Genomic DNA, 16,646 nt, shown 5'->3' with positions numbered 1-16,646 from the left:
GGCTATCGCCACATCCGTTTCATTGATTATGCGTTGTACAATTTACCAGTTAACGGATCAATTGAAATCTGTTGACCATCCGTGAAGATTGTCAAGGCGTTTTCAACACCGACAATGACCGGTTTACCGAGTGAAGGACCAACGATTCCAGCATGGCTTGTCAATCCGCCGTCTACTGTGATCATCGCTGCAGCAAGCTCGATTGCAGGCATCATGTCACGGTCTGTTGAGTTCGTAACAAGAATCATGCCTGGTTTCGCTTTTGCGTTTGCTTCTTCTGCGTTGTGGGCGATGACGACTTCACCGACGACACCACGTTCACCGATTCCACGACCGTTAGCGATTTCTTTACCTACGATGTGAATTTTCAACATGTTTGTTGTACCTGCTGTAAGAGCCGGAATTCCTGCAGAGATGACGACGAGGTCACCATCTGTGACGAATCCTGCTTCTTTAGCTGTATCAGCAGCAAGTGTCAACATGTCATCTGTGTTGTCTGACAGATGATCGACGACGATCGGATAGACACCCCATACGATGTTAAGCTGACGTGCGACACGTGCGCTTGGTGTGACAGCAACGATGTTTGGTTCTGGACGGTATTTTGAAATCCGTGCCGCTGTATAACCGGACTGTGTTGGTGTCAAGATGGCTTTTGCATCCAAGTTGATTGCCGTATGCGTAACCGCTTGAGCGATTGCATCCGTCACTGTATGTTCGCTGCGTGTTTGACGATCTTTCAAGAGCATCTTGTAGTCGAGCATTTTTTCTGTCCGTTTTGCGATTGTGTGCATCATTTGAACAGACTCGATCGGGTAATCCCCAGCTGCTGTTTCGCCTGAAAGCATGATCGCATCTGTTCCATCAAGAATCGCATTGGCAACGTCTGATGCTTCTGCACGAGTTGGACGTGGGAAACGTTGCATCGAGTCGAGCATCTGCGTTGCTGTGATGACAGGTTTACCGTAGTCATTACAAATTTTGATGAGGTCTTTTTGTGTTGGTGTAACTTCTTCTGTTGGAATCTCGATTCCAAGATCACCACGTGCGACCATTAAACCATCAGAAATCGCGATGATTTCTTCGATGTTGTCGACACCTTCTTGGTTTTCGATTTTCGGGAAGATTTTAATGTGGCTTGCATTGTGTTTTTCGAGCAATTGACGGATCGCAACGACGTCAGACGCGCGACGTACGAATGAAGCCGCAATCAAATCGATGTCGCTTTTGATTCCGAATTCGATATCCGCGATATCTTTATCTGTCAAAGCAGGCAAGTTAACTTTTACGTTCGGTAAGTTAACGCCTTTTTTCGTTTTGATGATTCCTTCGTTTTCAATGTCACAAAGAAGTTCACGGTTCGCAAGTTTTTCTGCGACACGGAGTCCGATCAATCCATCATCCAACATGATCATTGAACCTACTTCGACATCATCATATAAACCGTCATATGTCACAGAGAATTTATCTGCTGTTCCGACGATTTCATTTGCGTCGCCGCTGACGACGATGACTTGTTTACCGCGTACGAGAAGTGCTTTTCCTTCTTCAAACGTATGCGTCCGGATTTCAGGACCTTTTGTGTCTAAAAGAATCGTGACTAATTTGTTCGCTTCTTCTGCTGCACGACGGATATCTGTGATTCGAGCACCATGCTCTTCGTAGTCACCGTGTGAGAAGTTAAGACGAGCGACGTTCATACCTGCTTCAATCATTTCTGGAAGACGTTTTTCTGACGCCGGTCCAATCGTACATACAATTTTAGTTCTGCGCATATTCCATAAACCTCCTACAATGTTTGGCTGTTTAATAACCTGCCAACAAGCCTATCCCAATCAACTGAGTACACGAAAATCTTAAATTGAAAGTTGTTTTGACAATTCTAAGATATCAAGATCCAGTTCATGTTTGTTTTCATCCAATGCTTCATCGATATCGAGATCGATCATTTTTCCACCGCGAACACCGACGACACGACCTTGCTTACCTTCCAGTAAGATGTCGATCGCATGTGCGCCCATCCGGCTGGCGAGTACACGGTCAGCAGCTGTCGGTGCACCACCGCGTTGAACGTGACCGAGTACGGTAACCCGTGTATCAAGACCTGTTTCTTTGGCGATTTCATCGCCGACGTCTTGAGCACGACCCGCACCTTCCGCTACGATGACGATCGAGTGTTTCTTACCACGATTGACACCGCTTTGGATACGTTCCAATACTTCTTTTAAATCTTCAGGGCGTTCTGGAACAAGAATGGATTCCGCGCCACCTGCTAAACCGGCATACAGCGCGATATCGCCTGCATCACGACCCATGACTTCGATGACATACGTCCGCTCGTGTGAAGAAGCCGTGTCCCGAATTTTATCGATCGCTTCAAGCGCCGTGTTTAAAGCCGTGTCAAATCCAATCGTGTAATCCGTTCCCGGAATATCGTTGTCGATCGTTCCAGGCAGTCCGATTGTCGGGAAGCCGAGTCCCGTCAATTTTTGGGCACCACGATACGACCCGTCACCACCTACGACGACAAGTGCATCGATTTCGAATTTCTTCAGATTGACGACTGCTTTCGCACGTCCTTCTTCCGTCCGGAACTCTGGGCACCGGGCAGAACGTAAGAATGTACCACCACGTTGAATGATGTCACCAACCGAACCTAGATTCAATTGGACAAGATCTCCATTGATCAAACCTTGATATCCGTTATAGACACCGAATACTTCTAGTCCATGAAAAATCGCCTTACGTGTTACAGCTCGCACTGCGGCATTCATGCCGGGTGCGTCGCCACCACTTGTTAAAACAGCAATCCGTTTCAAACTCACGTTAATCACCTCTCCATTAATCTTAGTCTAAAATAGCACGTAGTTTTGTTGTTTTACAACAGGGCAGACTGCATAAACTTTCGTCAGCAGTTTGTTCATCCTATCACGAAATAAGGACTGCCAATCATGATAGCGATTACATGCAGGTTATGTGCCAATTTGGTGATATTTTTCTGTGCGCTTCTCGATTAACTGTTCTGGCGTCAAACGGGTCAGTTGGGCTAGTTTTTGTTCTAGAACAGATTTCACTTTGTCCGCCTGTAATGAAACATCTAAATGCGCGCCGCCGACGACTTCCGGAATGATTCCGTCTGCAATTCCGAGACGAAGTAAATCCGGTGCCGTAATCTGCATCGATTCAGCCGCTTGTTCCGCGAGACTGGCATCTTTCCAGAGCAAGGCTGCCGCGCCTTCCGGTGAGATGACCGAGTAGGTCGAGTTCTCAAGCATCAAGAGTTGATCGCAGACACCGATGCCGAGTGCACCACCTGATCCCCCTTCACCGATGACGATTGAAATGATCGGCACGGGCATGCCTGCCATTTCGAACAGATTTTTAGCGATTGCCTCACTTTGACCACGCTCTTCTGCCGCGCGTCCCGGGTAAGCCCCTTTCGTGTCGATGAATGTAATGATCGGTCGCTTGAACTTGACCGCTTGTTGCATCAACCGTAACGCCTTCCGATATCCTTCCGGGTGTGGCATCCCGAAATTCCGCCGGATGTTTTCTTTTGTATCTTTTCCGCGTTGATGACCGATGATCGTCACGGCTTGTCCGTTCAGCATTGCAATTCCGCCGACGATCGCGGCATCATCGTATCCATGCCGGTCACCGTGTAATTCAATGAAGTCTTCGCAAATCAACCGCACATAGTCAAGCGTCGTCGGACGTTCCGGATGCCGTGCCAACTGCACACGGTTCCACGCTTTCATATTCCCGTAAACATCGAGTTCTAACCGACGCAACCGCTCCTCAAGTAAATTGAGCTCTTCTTTAAAATCGAGACCTTGTGTCTCGGCCATGTCGTGCAATTCTAATATCTTTTCGCGTAACGCGATTACTGGTTGATCAAATGGTTGCATGATTGTTCCCCTCCGAGTGCATCATCAGAATACGTGAGTAATAGGCTTTCAAATCGTGTCGCGATACGACATCATCGAGTTGTCCCGCCTGCAGTAAAAACTCTGACGTTTGGAAGTCTTCCGGCAACTTTTCACGAATCGTCTGTTCAATGATTCTTCGACCGGCAAAACCGATCAGTGCACCTGGCTCGGCGATATTAAAATCACCCAACATCGCAAAACTTGCAGACACTCCCCCTGTCGTCGGGTGGGTCATGCAGGAAATGTACAGTAATCCGGCATCCGAGTGCTGCTTCAAAAATAAACTCGATTTCGCCATCTGCATCAGGCTGACCATGCCTTCTTGCATCCGTGCTCCACCAGAAGCAGAAAAAATCGTCACCGGCAACCGTTCTTTTGTTGCGTATCGAATCGCCTCTGCAATGGCAGCACCGACTGCCGCTCCCATTGAACCCATCCGAAAACGCGCGTCCATGACGCAGGCGACGAGTGGATGCCCGTTTACACGTCCGACTCCACAGACGATCGCTTCTTCGAGCCCCGTCCGCACTTGATCCCCTTTCAGTTTTTCCGGGTAATCTTGGAATTGAAGTGGATCTGCTTTGACGGCAGGCAAATCGAAATATGTGATCGTTCCTTCGTCAAACAGTTGTGCAAAGCGTTCATGCGCCGTCAACGGATGGTGGTAGCCACACGTACAGACACGCAGGTTCGCTTCAAGTTGTTTCGTATATTGGATGAGTTTGCACTTTGGACATTTCGTCATCAAGCCGACAGGTACATCGACCCGCTGTTCTTTTGACGTCAAAGTGACAAATTTTTTAGGTTTTCGAAAAAATGCTTGCACGTTAGTTCCCCCTTGTGGTTCTTACGAGCGTTTCAGAAAAGCTTCCCGTTCCGCTCGCGTATAGAGCTCCCCTTGACCAAAACTGAGATAGAAGGCATTCACCTGTCGCCAAATCCGTTCAAACAAGTCATTGTCAACCGTGCTGATCAATGCTTCGCGATAGGCTAGATCGGAATCCATGTGCGCTTCCAAAAAAGACCTGTCCGTTAACTTAACGAAGGCGGATTGTTCGAGTAAACGAAGGGTTCCCGCCAAATCCTCAAATTTTGAATCTCCGGTCACTAAAAATTGTGCGATGATTTGAATGTAGGTATGGTCGTCACGATTCAAGAGAAAACTTCCCCCGCCGTGTCGCGTCTCTATGATTCCGAGATAGGCCAATGTCCGAAGTGCTTCCCGGACAGACGGGCGACTGATTGCCAGCCGTTCCGCTAATTCGCGTTCGGATGGAATCCGGTCTCCCGGAACAAACCCATCCTGTTCGATCATCGTTTTGATTGCCGAGATGTTCGTTTCAAAAGCGTTTCGCTTCTTTTCCATTTTGTACGGCACCACCTTCCTGACGTAGTCGTCACTTTCTAAATCCGGCGGCATTGGTCAGACCAATTACCCCTTATTATAACAAATCTTATTACCTACTACTAGGTCGAACGCGGGACATTTTTCAAGACGATATTCGTTTCCCCGAACCGAATTCGTAGCTGTGCCAACAATTCTTCGTTGTGTTGAATCGCATAGATTCCTGGTAACGGTTTCGTTTCATTGGTATCGGCATAGCGGACGACTACCGGAATATCTCCCGGAGCCGTTTCTAAAATCCGTTCCAACACCGCCAACTCATTTTTGGACGGCAGTTTGATAAACAAAACATCTTGCCCAAGCGGGCGTAACCGTTCCAGGACAAACTGCCGGTTTCCTTCCCGTTCCTGTGCCTTGACTTCGATCAAGAGCACGTTGCCGACGTATAAGGATCTGCTGAACAGCTCGTACTGCTTCGGAAAAACGACGACTTCCTCTGTCGTATAACCGTCGACCGCGTGGATGACGGCCATCGTCTGGGCCCGTTTCGTTTTGAATTCGCGCAGCTGATCGATGTAACAGACGAGATAATGGGTCTGTTCGGCTTCTGCAGAGATGGCTTGAAAATGGGTCGTCTCAACCTGTGGTTTCATCGCCGTCATCAATGGCGAATACGTTAACCAGAATCCAAGTGATTCCCGCTCGAGCCGTGCCCAATCCGTGGCTGTCCGGCTTGTTTTCGCAACCGTCTTTCTTCGCCCGAGACTTGCGAGTTCATCCGGCAACAACGTATTGGACGCCATCGTAAAGTAATCCAAGACTTCTTGTTCAGCCAACGCTCGATCGCCGTGCGTCGCGCGATCCAGTGCTCCGCTGTATAACAGCAGTTCAATCTTCGTCCGTTCTTTTTTCCCCCACCCAACGGCCGATAACAATTGGGTAATCGTTTGCGACGTTTTAGCCGCTTCTCGTAAGCTGTGAAAATCTTTTTCCGTGATTCCACGCAGTGTTTGCAGACCAAGACGGATGCCTTTTCCTTCTAAGGTTGAACGATAATCCGACATCCAGACATCCGGTGGCAACGCCGGCAATCGTTTTTCCCGCATGACACGGACCAGACGTTCCGGCTGATCGATTGAGATGAGAGAAAAGATTTGCGGATGATGTGCCTTCATATATCCTAATGCGTAACTGATTTTCGTATAAGCAACGGCATGACTCCGGTTAAATCCATAACCGGCAAACCGTTCGATTTGATCATATAACGTCTCGGCGACGCTCGCTTCGAACCCATTTCCGAGTGCACCGTCGATAAAACGTTTTTTCTCGGATTCGACTGATTGACTGCTTTTCTTCGAAATCGCCCGACGTAACAGGTCCGCCTGTGCCAATGTAAACCCGGCGACACGGCGTGTGATTTCCATGATCTGCTCCTGGTAGACGATGACGCCGTACGTCGACTGTAAAATTTCCGCTAAAATCGGATGGACCGTCTGATACGGTTGACCCGCTTTCCGTTTCGCATACAAATCAATGAATTTCATCGGTCCCGGACGAAACAGCGACATCGTCGCGACCAAATCTTCAAACCGTGTCGGCTTGACTTCCCGCAAGGTTTGCTTCATCCCGGCTGATTCAAATTGAAAGATTTGATCCGTCTCGCCTTTAGAAAACAGCCGAAGTGTCACAGCATCATCTTCCGGAATCTGTTCAACAGAAAATCCGGGATGCGTATGTTGAATCAAGTGTTCCATCTGACGTAACCGGGTCAGGTTCCGCAGACCCAACAGATCGATTTTCAATAATCCTTGTTGTTCCAGTGCCTTCATCAAATATTGAGTGACGAACCGGTCACTCGCATTCCGATCGACGGGCGTCGTCTCGATGAGATCGTCCGATCCGATGACGACACCCGCTGCATGAATCGAACGTTGCCGCGGCAGCCCTTCAATCGCTTGAGCGAGCTGCAACAGTTGCCGCCGTTTTTCACTGCCTGAGAACCATCGGTAGATTGCCGCCTTTTGTTCCAACCCTTGTAGGGTCGTCGCCTTCCCAAGTTGTTTAGCTGCTGCATCCGTCTCATCTTTCGAAAACTCCAGCACACGTGCGACGTCACGAAGTGCCGCCTTTGCTCCGAGCGTCGACAGCGTTCCGATTTGTCCGACGTGTGCTCTTCCGTAACGTTCAACCAAATAATCAAGCACTTCCTCCCGCCGTTCATCCTCGATGTCAATGTCGATATCAGGCATCGAAATCCGTTCGGGATTCAAGAAGCGTTCAAACAACAGACCGTATTTGATCGGGTCGACCGTCGTGATGCCTAGGGCGTAACTGACGAGTGAACCGGCGGCAGAACCACGTCCTGGTCCCACTTGAATACCTTTTGCTTTCGCCTGCCGGACCAGATCCTCGACGATCAGAAAGTAATCGGCAAAACCGGTTTTTTCAATCACGTTCAGTTCATACTGCAACCGGTCTGTTGCGACGGCATCGACAAGGCCGTGTGCCAACAATCCATCGTGGGCCAGTTTTTTTAAAGCCTGATCCGAATTTTCCGTCACCCGTGGTAAGGGACGGGACTGGAACGGTAACACCAACGTCTCTTGCGTGGTTGCCCATCGTTCGACAAGCATCCGTTCCCGCTCCGTAAAGTGTTCCTGTAATTCTTCATTTGACTTCAAATACGCCGTCCGGTTGATTTTTTGTTCTTGAAACGTTGTTCCCTCATCAATCGCCCGGACCGCCTGATAGGCTTCCGCCTCGTCTCGCCGTAAATAACGGACGGGATCAATCGGAATCGTCTCGATTCCAAGTGCATACGCCGCCTGGCGGTAGTGTTCCCGGCTCTCCCGCTCCACGGTGGAGCGCGCCGCCTTTACCCCCAAATAAACAGTCGCATTTTGCGCAAGGCTGATCCACTGGGAAACGAGGCGTCGCAACCGTGCTTCATCATCCGGCGCTTGTCGTTTTGGTGCTAAGATGGCAATCAAGTCCGAATAGTCCTCGACCGGCATCTGACTCGATAGCCGATACAGTGCCTTCAGACCTTCGCTTGTTTTGGCGTACCACAAGATGGTCAGTTCGTCCTCTTCCTGATCTTGTTCCAAACCAACGATCGGAAGCAGGTCCCGTTGCTCGCAACCGGCGATGAATGCCGGCACGCCGGTCAACGCGGTCTCACAAATCGCGGCTGCATGCGCGCCTCGTTGTTTTAATTCGTCAAGATACCGATCCATTCGAATGGTACTCTGCAGGGGACTATAAGCCGTCCGGACATTTAGCTGAATCATACTGCCTCCTCCATTCTTTTTCATCGTCTATGTTTTACCATTTTAAAACGTTTTCAGAAGTGTCATATCTGCTTGTTCCTGAGTCTCGCCATTCCGTGAATTATTCGCTACAATAAAAAGAGAACATCATGACTTGCATGGAAGGAGAGTTTGCCATGATTTTAAACCGTAGCCAAATCGCTCGCGAAAAAGTTGAACAGTTAAAGTTAGGTGTGACTGCCTTTACTGAGACTGAAGAAATCGCTGAAAAAATCCGGAAGTCTGTCAAGGAACTGGAACTGAACGTCATCGAAGACCACACAGAACGTGGAATTTGGTTCATTCCCCAAGAAGAGGCTTCAACGAATTGAAGACAAAAAGGCTGTTCGCCATGGATCCGACACAGGATTGTAGCGAGCAGCCTCTTTTTGTCTAGAAGCGGAAGGCTCCCGCCACTTCATTCAAACGGGAAATGACACCATCGACTTCGGTTAGATTTTGAATCGTCGCACCGGATGCCATCGGATGTCCCCCTCCATTAAATTCTTTTGCGACCTCGTTGATGACCGGTCCCTTTGAGCGTAGACGGACGCGGACTTCCTGATCCGTTTCGAGGAAGAGTGCCCACGCTTTCAACCCCTTCAGACCGGCAAAGCTGTTCACGAGTAACGAAGCCTGTTCGACAGTCGCGTTGAAGGCTTTAAGCGTTTCTTGTGTCAAGACGACATAGCCGACACCCGCTTCCGTCAACTCGATGTGTTGGAGGACATATCCTTGCAGTTGTAAAGCTGCCAGTTCCGTCTGATACATATTCCGGTAAAGCCAGTCCGTGTCGATCCCTGTATCCAATAATTGTGCCGCGACCGAAAACGTCCGGCTCGTTGTCCCTCTGAATTGAAAACGACCGGTATCTCCGACGATGCCTGCATAAAACTGAATCGCCGCCGGTTCCGGAATCACGTATCCCCACTCGTTTAACAGATGGACCAACAACTCTGACGTCGAACTGACCGTCGGATCGACAAGTTGGATATCCGCGTAAGGATCTTCGTCCGGATGGTGATCGATTTTAATCGTCTGTCGACCGCGCAACGCATCCTTACCGTCGATTCGTGCTTCGTTTGCTGTATCTAAAATGATGACCAATGCGTCCGGATACTCATCTGTTTCGACCGCATCAAGCGTCCCCATGAAAGCAAGCGACGTCGCCATCTCGCCGGCTGCTTTTATTTTTTTATCCGGAAATTGGTGTTGCAGAACCGTCTGTAAGCCGAACTGGCTGCCGAGTGCATCCGGGTCCGGCCGTTCGTGCCGATGGATGATGATCGTCGATGCTTGTTCAATCAATTGTCTGATTTGTTCTTTCACAGTGCACAGCTCCTCTAAATATTGATATGATACAAACAGATATAGAAAGAAAAGGAGGTCATCCATATGCAGTTTGTTCTCATTCTGTTAATCGTCTTGTCGCTTGGTGGATATTTACTCGCAAAACGACGTGCATTCCATACGAAAAGTACGAATCGGAAGTTTTTATTTAATACGCAAGCGAGCATCTGGCTCAGCTTGTTCGTCATTTTGTTTGCCGTCAATCAGTTTGTGTCCGGTGACGGTTTGACGACACTGACAGGAAAAATCGTTTGTTCGATCCTGATTGTCATCGGTGTTGCTTCATTTATTGCGGGCTTCATCCGCTACAAAAAAATCTATCCGTATGTCGTCCGGGAAATGGAACAAACGGAACAGTCGTAAAAAAGACGGTCATGACCGTCTTTTTTTATGCTCTGAAAACGACTTATCGATCGATTAGTTGTGAAGTCACGAGCGCCTTTGCAACGATTTGTGTGCCTTGGTACATCTCGACATCGACTTTCCCGAATTTTCGTCCGACATCAAACACGTTTGCCCGAATCGTAATCGTACTTTCAATTTGGACTGGTTTGATGAAGTAGATGCTGACATTTTCAATCACGAGGTCCCCTTTTTTCATGTGACGCAACATCCGCGTTGCCCCTTCAACAAGCAAGGTCGTCAAGACACCGCTTGAAGCCGTCCCCATGAAATTCGTCATCTGCGGAGAAACTTCGAGCGAGAGATAAGGACCTCTTGCATCTTCTGCTGCTTTGATTTGTCCCGTAATCAAGTCGTCAAACGTTTCTCCGACCTGCGGTTGCCGGTTCGCCAGTTGTAACGCTTTCAAAACATCTTGCCGGCTGATGATGCCAAGCAGACGTCCGTATTGATCGATGACCGGTAACATTTCGATCCCTTCCCAAACCATCTGATGGGCGGAATTCGTCACACTGGTCCGGATTCCGACAGTGATCGGATGACGGGTCATGACTTTTTCGACCGGCCAATCATGCGGACGGTCAATGATATCCTTCGCGGTCACGACACCGACGACCTTCATTTGTTCATCGATGACCGGGTAACGGTTGTGCTTCGTTTGTTCGTTGAGTTCATGCCATCTGGCAATCGGATCGTTCGTCTGTAAATAAAACGTGTCATGCAACGGAATCAGAATATCCGATACCAGTAAAATCTCTTTTTTAATCAGCCGGTCATAGATGGCCCGGTTAATCATCGTCGCGACGGTAAACGTATCATATGACGTCGAAATGATAGGCAACTCCATTTCGTCAGCCAGCTTCTTCGCCTCTTCCGTCGTATCAAAACCACCGGTGATCAAAACCGCAGCCCCTGCTTCTAACACAAGCTCATGAGCTTTTTCCCGGTTTCCGATGATGACAAGACTGTCGACATCGATATAACGCATCATCGCTTCCAGTTTCATTGCTCCGATAACAAACTTCGTCAAGGTTTTATGAAGTCCGTCTCGTCCCCCAAGCACTTGTCCATCGACGATATTAACGACTTCTGCGAAGGTCAGTTTTTCAATGTTCTCTTTTTGCTTTTTCTTGATCCGGATCGTTCCGACACGTTCAATCGTCGAGACGAACCCTAAATTCTCTGCTTCTTTAATGGCACGATACGCCGTACCTTCGGATACCGTTAGGTCCTTCGCGATTTGCCGGACGGATATTTTGGCGCCCACATCGAGATCCTCAATGTGCCGGATGATCTGTTCATGTTTCGTAGGCATGCTGTATCCCTTCTTTTTCCTATATTCTACTCTCCTGTCATTATACTGTACTACTCGGAAGAATGAAAAGTGTACTAGTCTGATTTCTGAGAAATGTTTTCCAAATCCAACTTTGGTATACTAAAACGTGACAAGAAACGAGAGGTGGGAACGACATGTTAGAACGGACAAATCAAATCAGTCGTGTATTGCAAGAATCAGGAATCGATGTGGCGTTGATTACGTCAAAAGCCGGCGTTTTCTATTTTTCAGGTGTCTACGCCGAACCACACGAACGCGTCATGGCGGTCATCGTCGATGCGAATGGAAAGCGTGCCCTTTTCTGCCCGGCACTCGAAGCGAATATCGTTTCAGCCAGCCCTTGGGATGGAGACGTCGTCACATATGCCGACCACGAAAATCCATTTGATAAAATCAGTCAGCTTCTCGAAACCTTTGCCGTCTCGAATAATCGGATTGGAATCGAAGGGGAGCATATGACCTTCAGCCGTTTCAAGGAACTGGAGTCCCGTCAGGAAAATGCGGCAATCCTCGATATCGGTGAGCAACTGCAGGCGTTACGCGTCAAAAAAGATGCCCAAGAAATCGACATCCTTCGTGAAGCAGCTGAATTGGCCGATCAAGCCGTCGAAATCGGGAAACAGGCGATTCGCCCCGGCGTCACGGAAATGGAAGTCATCGCGGAAATCGAGTTTGAAATGAAGAAAAAAGGCGTTCGCGAGATGTCATTTGATACGTTGGTCTTATTTGGCGCAAACAGCGCTGACCCGCACGGTGTCCCTGGTGACCGTGTCATTCAAGAAGGAGACTTCGTCCTGTTTGATCTCGGTGTCGTGTGGAAAGGATATTGTTCTGATATCACACGGACCTTCGTTTACGGAGAAGCGAGCGAAGAACAGAAAACGATCTACAACACGGTCCTTGGCGCACTTGAAGCAGCAACCGCAGCGAGTCGTGTTGGTGTAACGCTTGGTACACTCGACAAAGCTGCTCGGGACGTCATTGAAACGGCAGGATACGGCGAGTACTTCACACACCGGGTTGGACATGGTCTTGGAATTGATGTCCACGAATTCCCGTCACTCGCTTCAAACAATCTAGTGACAGCTGAAGCGGGTATCGTCTATACGCTCGAGCCGGGCATTTACGTTCCTCATGTCGGCGGCGTCCGGATTGAAGATGATATTCATCTTACGGAAAACGGACCGGAAGCGTTAAATCAATCTCCAAAACACTTGCAGTCCCTTCCATCTGTACAGTAAATAACAGGGTCCATTCCGAAAAACGGAATGGACCCTGTTATCCTATCTTCGAACTTTTCTCCTAAAATCATTGACGCGATTGATGGACGACGTTGACGCCGCCTGTAACATCCAGGATTGCCCCAGTAATCAAACTGGATTCTTCCGCCAGTAAAAACGAGATGGCACGGGCGATATCTTCCCCGACACCTGTCCGTCCAACCGGCGTCTGATCGTCTGCCGTTGCCTGCTCAATCCGTTTCGATTTGTTCTCACCCACGATATTACCCGGATTGACCATGTTCACGGTGATCCCATGCCCCGCCTCCTCAAGCGCTACACTTTTCGTCAAACTGACCATCCCACTTTTAGCGGCTGCGAATGCTGCCCGGTCAATCCATCCAGGCGCTGATGCACTCTCCGGAAAACCGTATGTAACAATCCGTCCGTAGTGTTGCTCGCGCATAATCGGAAGAATTTTTCGTAACAACCAAAAGCTAGCCGTCAGATTTCCGGTTACGACTTCATTCCACTCTTGATCCGAATAATCGACAAGCGACTTCCGTTCAAAGATATACGGTCCTGCATTTAAGATCAAGGCATCGATGCGTCCGTGTTTCTCCACTGTTTGCTCTACGGCGCTCAATAATTCGTCTTGTTTCGTCACATCCGCTTCAATCAAGTGTAAACGTTCGTGCTCGAAGGTTGGTTTCGAGCGATGAAGTGCCGTCACGTGCCACCCTTCTTCGAGCAGGCGGCGGGTCACCATCTCCCCGAGCCCTTTTGTTCCTGCTGTAATCAATGCGTGCCTCATCGTGGCATCGCCTCCTTTCATCTCCTTCCATCTTACGGGTTCCTTTGAGGAAGAACAATTTTTAAATCTCCTTAAATGTTCGTCATCTTCCAATTGAGGGAATGGTATAATAAGGGTGTAAGAATCAGCTGAATACGAAGGGATGGATACAGAATGGCAATTGTATATCATAACATTTTAGTAGCAGTCGACGGTTCAAAAGAGGCAGAACGTGCTTTTGAAACGGCGATTGACGTCTCACTTCGAAACGATGCCAAACTTGTCATTGCACACGTCATCGATACACGGACTTTCGCGACCGTCGAAGCCTATGACCGGACGATTACAGAACGCGCCGAATCGTACGCCAAGGAATTACTGGATGACTATGTCAAAACCGCACAAGAACGCGGTGTCAAAGATGTTGAAGTCGCAATTGAATACGGTTCTCCTAAAGTAACCATCGCCAAGAAACTCGCCCCCAACCACAATGTGGATTTGATCATCTGTGGCGCCACCGGATTAAACGCTGTAGAACGCTTCTTTATCGGTAGTGTATCCGAAAGCATTACCCGTTACGCCAAATGTGACGTCTTGATTGTCCGTCTTTAACCGCACTCATTACTATTTTTCAACACTTCACCTGCGGGTGGAGTGTTTTTTTGATCAAAAAAAGATCTATTACACCGATGTGCAATAGATCTGACGGATTATTTGAATTTAACGGTGACGTTACGACGACCCCAGTCAAATGCTTCAGAGCGTGAGTAGTAAAGGATATCAAGCTTTTTCCCTTTAATGGCACCACCCGTATCAGCTGCTGTGTACGTCCCTTTTAATTTCCCTTTGTAATACACTTTTACTGTTGAGCGAAGCGGAATGACACGTGGGTCAACTGCGACGACTTTCTTTTTAGAGCTCTTGATGTTCCAACCGATTGCCGTTAAGTTACCACTGCCTGGATCATACGGTGTGTATGCTGTAGCACTGACATTCGTGAGTGTTTTCCAGCCACCCGTTGATTGTTTTTTAGAAGAACTGGTTACGACTTTTGAGTAACGGGCACTTAAGTACGCTGTTTTACCTTTGTAGCTGACTTTGTACCAGTTTCCTGTTTTTGCTTTGTACGGTAATGTTTGATTCTTATATAAAAGACCAAGTTTCTTAGACGACGTTGTTGCTTTCTGACGAACAACTAGGCTATCGACCGACGACTTAACATTTTTTTTGGCTGCAGCTTCCGCTTGAAGACCTGCAAACGAACTGAGTGCTAACAAGACTGCTAAAACACTAGCGAGTATCCGTTTCATCATGTAATCTCTCCTCCATAATTGTCCCTGTTTTGTAACTTACATTAATATACATGACAAAATGGAGCAGTGCCGTTACATATAGACCACAAAAAGATGACGCCTTTATTACTATCGTGTTACAAAAGACTCATTTTTTTCAGTTTTGAGTGTTTATTACGTCAAATTGACGTTTAACTTTCTTTTTTTGTATTTTTATATGACAACGCCTGTAATAGAAAATAATCGCGAGCCGATTCATCGTGTTTTGATCGATGCTGAAATCCGGTTCAAAGGACATAAAAATGTCCCGCTCCAACAGAAGCTGGAACGGGACAAAAAGTCATATGCTGTTCATTTTAAGCGTTTTGCTCGACCAAACCACCGATACGAACCGTATCACGGGCAATCATCAATTCTTCGTTTGTTGGAATGATGATGACTTTGACCGGCGAATGCGGATAGTTAATGAACAATTCTTCACCACGTGCGCCGTTGTTGAGGGATGGATCCCAGTAAACGCCCATGAATTCAAGCCCGCGTAAAACACGCTCGCGAATCGAATCAGAGTTTTCACCAACACCTGCTGTGAAGATGATCGCATCAACGCCATTCATCTCTGCCGCATATTGTCCGATGTATCCATGGATTCGGTTTGCGAAGATTCGGAGTGCCATCTCTGAACGGTGGTTTCCTTCTGTCGCTGCCGACTCAACATCACGTAAATCACTTGAGAGACCAGAAAGACCGTAAATACCAGACTCTTTGTTCATGACGTTCAAGACATCTTCTGCCGTTTTTCCTGTTTTCTCCATCAAGAATGGAATCAAGGCCGGGTCAAGCGAACCAGAACGTGTCCCCATCGTGATTCCTTCAAGCGGTGTGAAGCCCATTGTCGTATCGAGTGATTCTCCGCCTGCGACTGCAGCAATCGAAGCACCACTACCGAGGTGACATGAGATCAAACGGAGGTCTTGTAACGGACGACCTAATAATTCAGACGCACGTTCCGTGACATACTTATGGCTTGTACCGTGGAAACCGTATTTCCGAATGCCGTACTCCGTATAGTAATCGTACGGAAGGCTGTACAGGAAGTTTTCTTCCGGCATCGTTTGGTGGAAAGCCGTATCGAAGACTGCCACTTGTGGTACATCTGGTAAAATCGCTTGGAACGCACGGATTCCGATCAAGTTTGGTGGAATGTGCAATGGACCGAGCTCTGTATATGATTCGATGTCTTGCATGACTTCTTCTGTAATGACAACAGAATCAGCATACTTTTCTTTTCCGTGTAACACACGATGTCCGACACCTTTGATTTCGTCATACGATGAGATGATGCCAAATTCCATCAATTTCTCAAGTGACAATTCAACGGCCTCTTTATGTGTAGCAAGTGGAAGAACATCCGTAAACTTCTGTCCTTCACCATATTTAATCGTAAAGATTGCGTCGTCTTTTCCGACACGTTCTACTAAACCAACTGCAATCATCGTCTCATTCGGCATCTCAAGTAATTGGAACTTAAGCGACGAACTACCGGCGTTTACTGCCATAATCTTTGCCATGATTTATTTCCCCTTTTCCATTCGAAATCAGTAGACATTCACATCTGTATGAGTCTTGCTCTATTTCTGTTCTACACTAGAATAGTCAAATTAACAACAGATT

15 protein-coding genes are annotated in these 16,646 nt (G+C 47.9%); 4 read left to right on the top strand and 11 right to left on the bottom strand.

Features of this window, described 5'->3' with window-relative positions:
- Positions 1–26: 26 nt before the first annotated feature.
- The 6 genes from pyk to dnaE all read right to left on the bottom strand — a co-directional run bounded on the left by pyk (position 27) and on the right by dnaE (position 8,564).
- Positions 27–1,775 carry a pyruvate kinase gene (pyk, locus tag P397_RS0105455; protein WP_026832339.1) on the bottom strand — a complete coding sequence of 583 codons (1,749 nt, stop codon included), beginning with the start codon at positions 1,773–1,775 and terminating at the stop codon, positions 27–29.
- An 81-nt stretch (positions 1,776–1,856) separates the two neighbouring features.
- Positions 1,857–2,819 (bottom strand): 6-phosphofructokinase, encoded by a 963-nt coding sequence (gene pfkA, locus P397_RS0105450; protein WP_026832338.1) that lies wholly within the window; start codon positions 2,817–2,819, stop codon positions 1,857–1,859.
- Positions 2,820–2,972: 153 nt separating this feature from the next.
- Positions 2,973–3,908: an acetyl-CoA carboxylase carboxyltransferase subunit alpha gene (locus tag P397_RS0105445; RefSeq protein ID WP_026832337.1), complete on the bottom strand. Its 936-nt coding sequence runs from the start codon at positions 3,906–3,908 to the stop codon at positions 2,973–2,975.
- Positions 3,895–4,755: an acetyl-CoA carboxylase, carboxyltransferase subunit beta gene (accD, locus tag P397_RS0105440; RefSeq protein ID WP_028105872.1), complete on the bottom strand. Its 861-nt coding sequence runs from the start codon at positions 4,753–4,755 to the stop codon at positions 3,895–3,897. The genes P397_RS0105445 and accD overlap by 14 nt, the downstream gene beginning before the upstream one ends.
- A gap of 21 nt (positions 4,756–4,776) precedes the next feature.
- Positions 4,777–5,295, bottom strand: coding sequence for a FadR/GntR family transcriptional regulator (locus P397_RS0105435; RefSeq protein ID WP_026832335.1), 519 nt, complete (start codon positions 5,293–5,295; stop codon positions 4,777–4,779).
- Between the two features lie 101 nt (positions 5,296–5,396).
- On the bottom strand, positions 5,397–8,564 hold the full coding sequence (dnaE, locus tag P397_RS0105430; protein ID WP_028105871.1) for a DNA polymerase III subunit alpha: 3,168 nt from the start codon (positions 8,562–8,564) through the stop codon (positions 5,397–5,399).
- Positions 8,565–8,719: 155 nt separating this feature from the next.
- Here dnaE and P397_RS0105425 point away from each other — a divergent pair, with 155 nt between their 5' ends.
- Positions 8,720–8,914 carry a hypothetical protein gene (locus P397_RS0105425; protein ID WP_026832333.1) on the top strand — a complete coding sequence of 65 codons (195 nt, stop codon included), beginning with the start codon at positions 8,720–8,722 and terminating at the stop codon, positions 8,912–8,914.
- Positions 8,915–8,975: 61 nt separating this feature from the next.
- Here P397_RS0105425 and P397_RS0105420 read toward each other — a convergent pair whose 3' ends face one another.
- Positions 8,976–9,911: a DHH family phosphoesterase gene (locus P397_RS0105420; protein WP_028105870.1), complete on the bottom strand. Its 936-nt coding sequence runs from the start codon at positions 9,909–9,911 to the stop codon at positions 8,976–8,978.
- A gap of 66 nt (positions 9,912–9,977) precedes the next feature.
- Here P397_RS0105420 and P397_RS0105415 point away from each other — a divergent pair, with 66 nt between their 5' ends.
- Entirely contained in the window at positions 9,978–10,295 is a 318-nt protein-coding gene (locus P397_RS0105415) for a YtpI family protein (protein WP_026832331.1), read from the top strand.
- Between the two features lie 43 nt (positions 10,296–10,338).
- On the opposite strand, the gene P397_RS0105410 is transcribed toward P397_RS0105415, so the two are convergent.
- A complete protein-coding gene (locus P397_RS0105410) occupies positions 10,339–11,649 on the bottom strand; it encodes a DRTGG domain-containing protein (protein WP_026832330.1) in 1,311 nt (436 codons plus the stop codon).
- A 155-nt stretch (positions 11,650–11,804) separates the two neighbouring features.
- Here P397_RS0105410 and P397_RS0105405 point away from each other — a divergent pair, with 155 nt between their 5' ends.
- Positions 11,805–12,911 carry an aminopeptidase P family protein gene (locus P397_RS0105405; RefSeq protein WP_028105869.1) on the top strand — a complete coding sequence of 369 codons (1,107 nt, stop codon included), beginning with the start codon at positions 11,805–11,807 and terminating at the stop codon, positions 12,909–12,911.
- Positions 12,912–12,978: 67 nt separating this feature from the next.
- On the opposite strand, the gene P397_RS0105400 is transcribed toward P397_RS0105405, so the two are convergent.
- Positions 12,979–13,704, bottom strand: a complete 726-nt coding sequence (locus tag P397_RS0105400) for an SDR family oxidoreductase (RefSeq protein WP_026832328.1) — start codon at positions 13,702–13,704, stop codon at positions 12,979–12,981.
- A gap of 153 nt (positions 13,705–13,857) precedes the next feature.
- Here P397_RS0105400 and P397_RS0105395 point away from each other — a divergent pair, with 153 nt between their 5' ends.
- Entirely contained in the window at positions 13,858–14,295 is a 438-nt protein-coding gene (locus P397_RS0105395; protein ID WP_026832327.1) for a universal stress protein, read from the top strand.
- A 98-nt stretch (positions 14,296–14,393) separates the two neighbouring features.
- On the opposite strand, the gene P397_RS0105390 is transcribed toward P397_RS0105395, so the two are convergent.
- Together P397_RS0105390 and P397_RS0105385 are read right to left on the bottom strand one after the other, a co-directional pair.
- Positions 14,394–14,996 carry a 3D domain-containing protein gene (locus tag P397_RS0105390; protein ID WP_026832326.1) on the bottom strand — a complete coding sequence of 201 codons (603 nt, stop codon included), beginning with the start codon at positions 14,994–14,996 and terminating at the stop codon, positions 14,394–14,396.
- Between the two features lie 335 nt (positions 14,997–15,331).
- Positions 15,332–16,543: an acetate kinase gene (locus P397_RS0105385; protein WP_028105868.1), complete on the bottom strand. Its 1,212-nt coding sequence runs from the start codon at positions 16,541–16,543 to the stop codon at positions 15,332–15,334.
- Between the last annotated feature and the right edge of the window lie 103 nt (positions 16,544–16,646).

This window comes from Exiguobacterium undae DSM 14481 (genome assembly GCF_000620805.1).
Classification (GTDB): Bacteria; Bacillota; Bacilli; order Exiguobacteriales; family Exiguobacteriaceae; genus Exiguobacterium_A; species Exiguobacterium_A undae.
This window is presented reverse-complemented; position numbering and strand designations above follow the sequence as displayed.

Coding starts and splice junctions, on each gene's coding strand:
- pyk (WP_026832339.1), bottom strand. CDS start 1,775: ATGCGCAGAACTAAAATTGTATGTACGATTGGACCGGCGTCAGAAAAA.
- P397_RS0105445 (WP_026832337.1), bottom strand. CDS start 3,908: ATGCAACCATTTGATCAACCAGTAATCGCGTTACGCGAAAAGATATTA.
- P397_RS0105435 (WP_026832335.1), bottom strand. CDS start 5,295: ATGGAAAAGAAGCGAAACGCTTTTGAAACGAACATCTCGGCAATCAAA.
- dnaE (WP_028105871.1), bottom strand. CDS start 8,564: ATGATTCAGCTAAATGTCCGGACGGCTTATAGTCCCCTGCAGAGTACC.
- P397_RS0105425 (WP_026832333.1), top strand. CDS start 8,720: ATGATTTTAAACCGTAGCCAAATCGCTCGCGAAAAAGTTGAACAGTTA.
- P397_RS0105415 (WP_026832331.1), top strand. CDS start 9,978: ATGCAGTTTGTTCTCATTCTGTTAATCGTCTTGTCGCTTGGTGGATAT.
- P397_RS0105410 (WP_026832330.1), bottom strand. CDS start 11,649: ATGCCTACGAAACATGAACAGATCATCCGGCACATTGAGGATCTCGAT.
- P397_RS0105405 (WP_028105869.1), top strand. CDS start 11,805: ATGTTAGAACGGACAAATCAAATCAGTCGTGTATTGCAAGAATCAGGA.
- P397_RS0105400 (WP_026832328.1), bottom strand. CDS start 13,704: ATGAGGCACGCATTGATTACAGCAGGAACAAAAGGGCTCGGGGAGATG.
- P397_RS0105395 (WP_026832327.1), top strand. CDS start 13,858: ATGGCAATTGTATATCATAACATTTTAGTAGCAGTCGACGGTTCAAAA.
- P397_RS0105390 (WP_026832326.1), bottom strand. CDS start 14,996: ATGATGAAACGGATACTCGCTAGTGTTTTAGCAGTCTTGTTAGCACTC.
- P397_RS0105385 (WP_028105868.1), bottom strand. CDS start 16,543: ATGGCAAAGATTATGGCAGTAAACGCCGGTAGTTCGTCGCTTAAGTTC.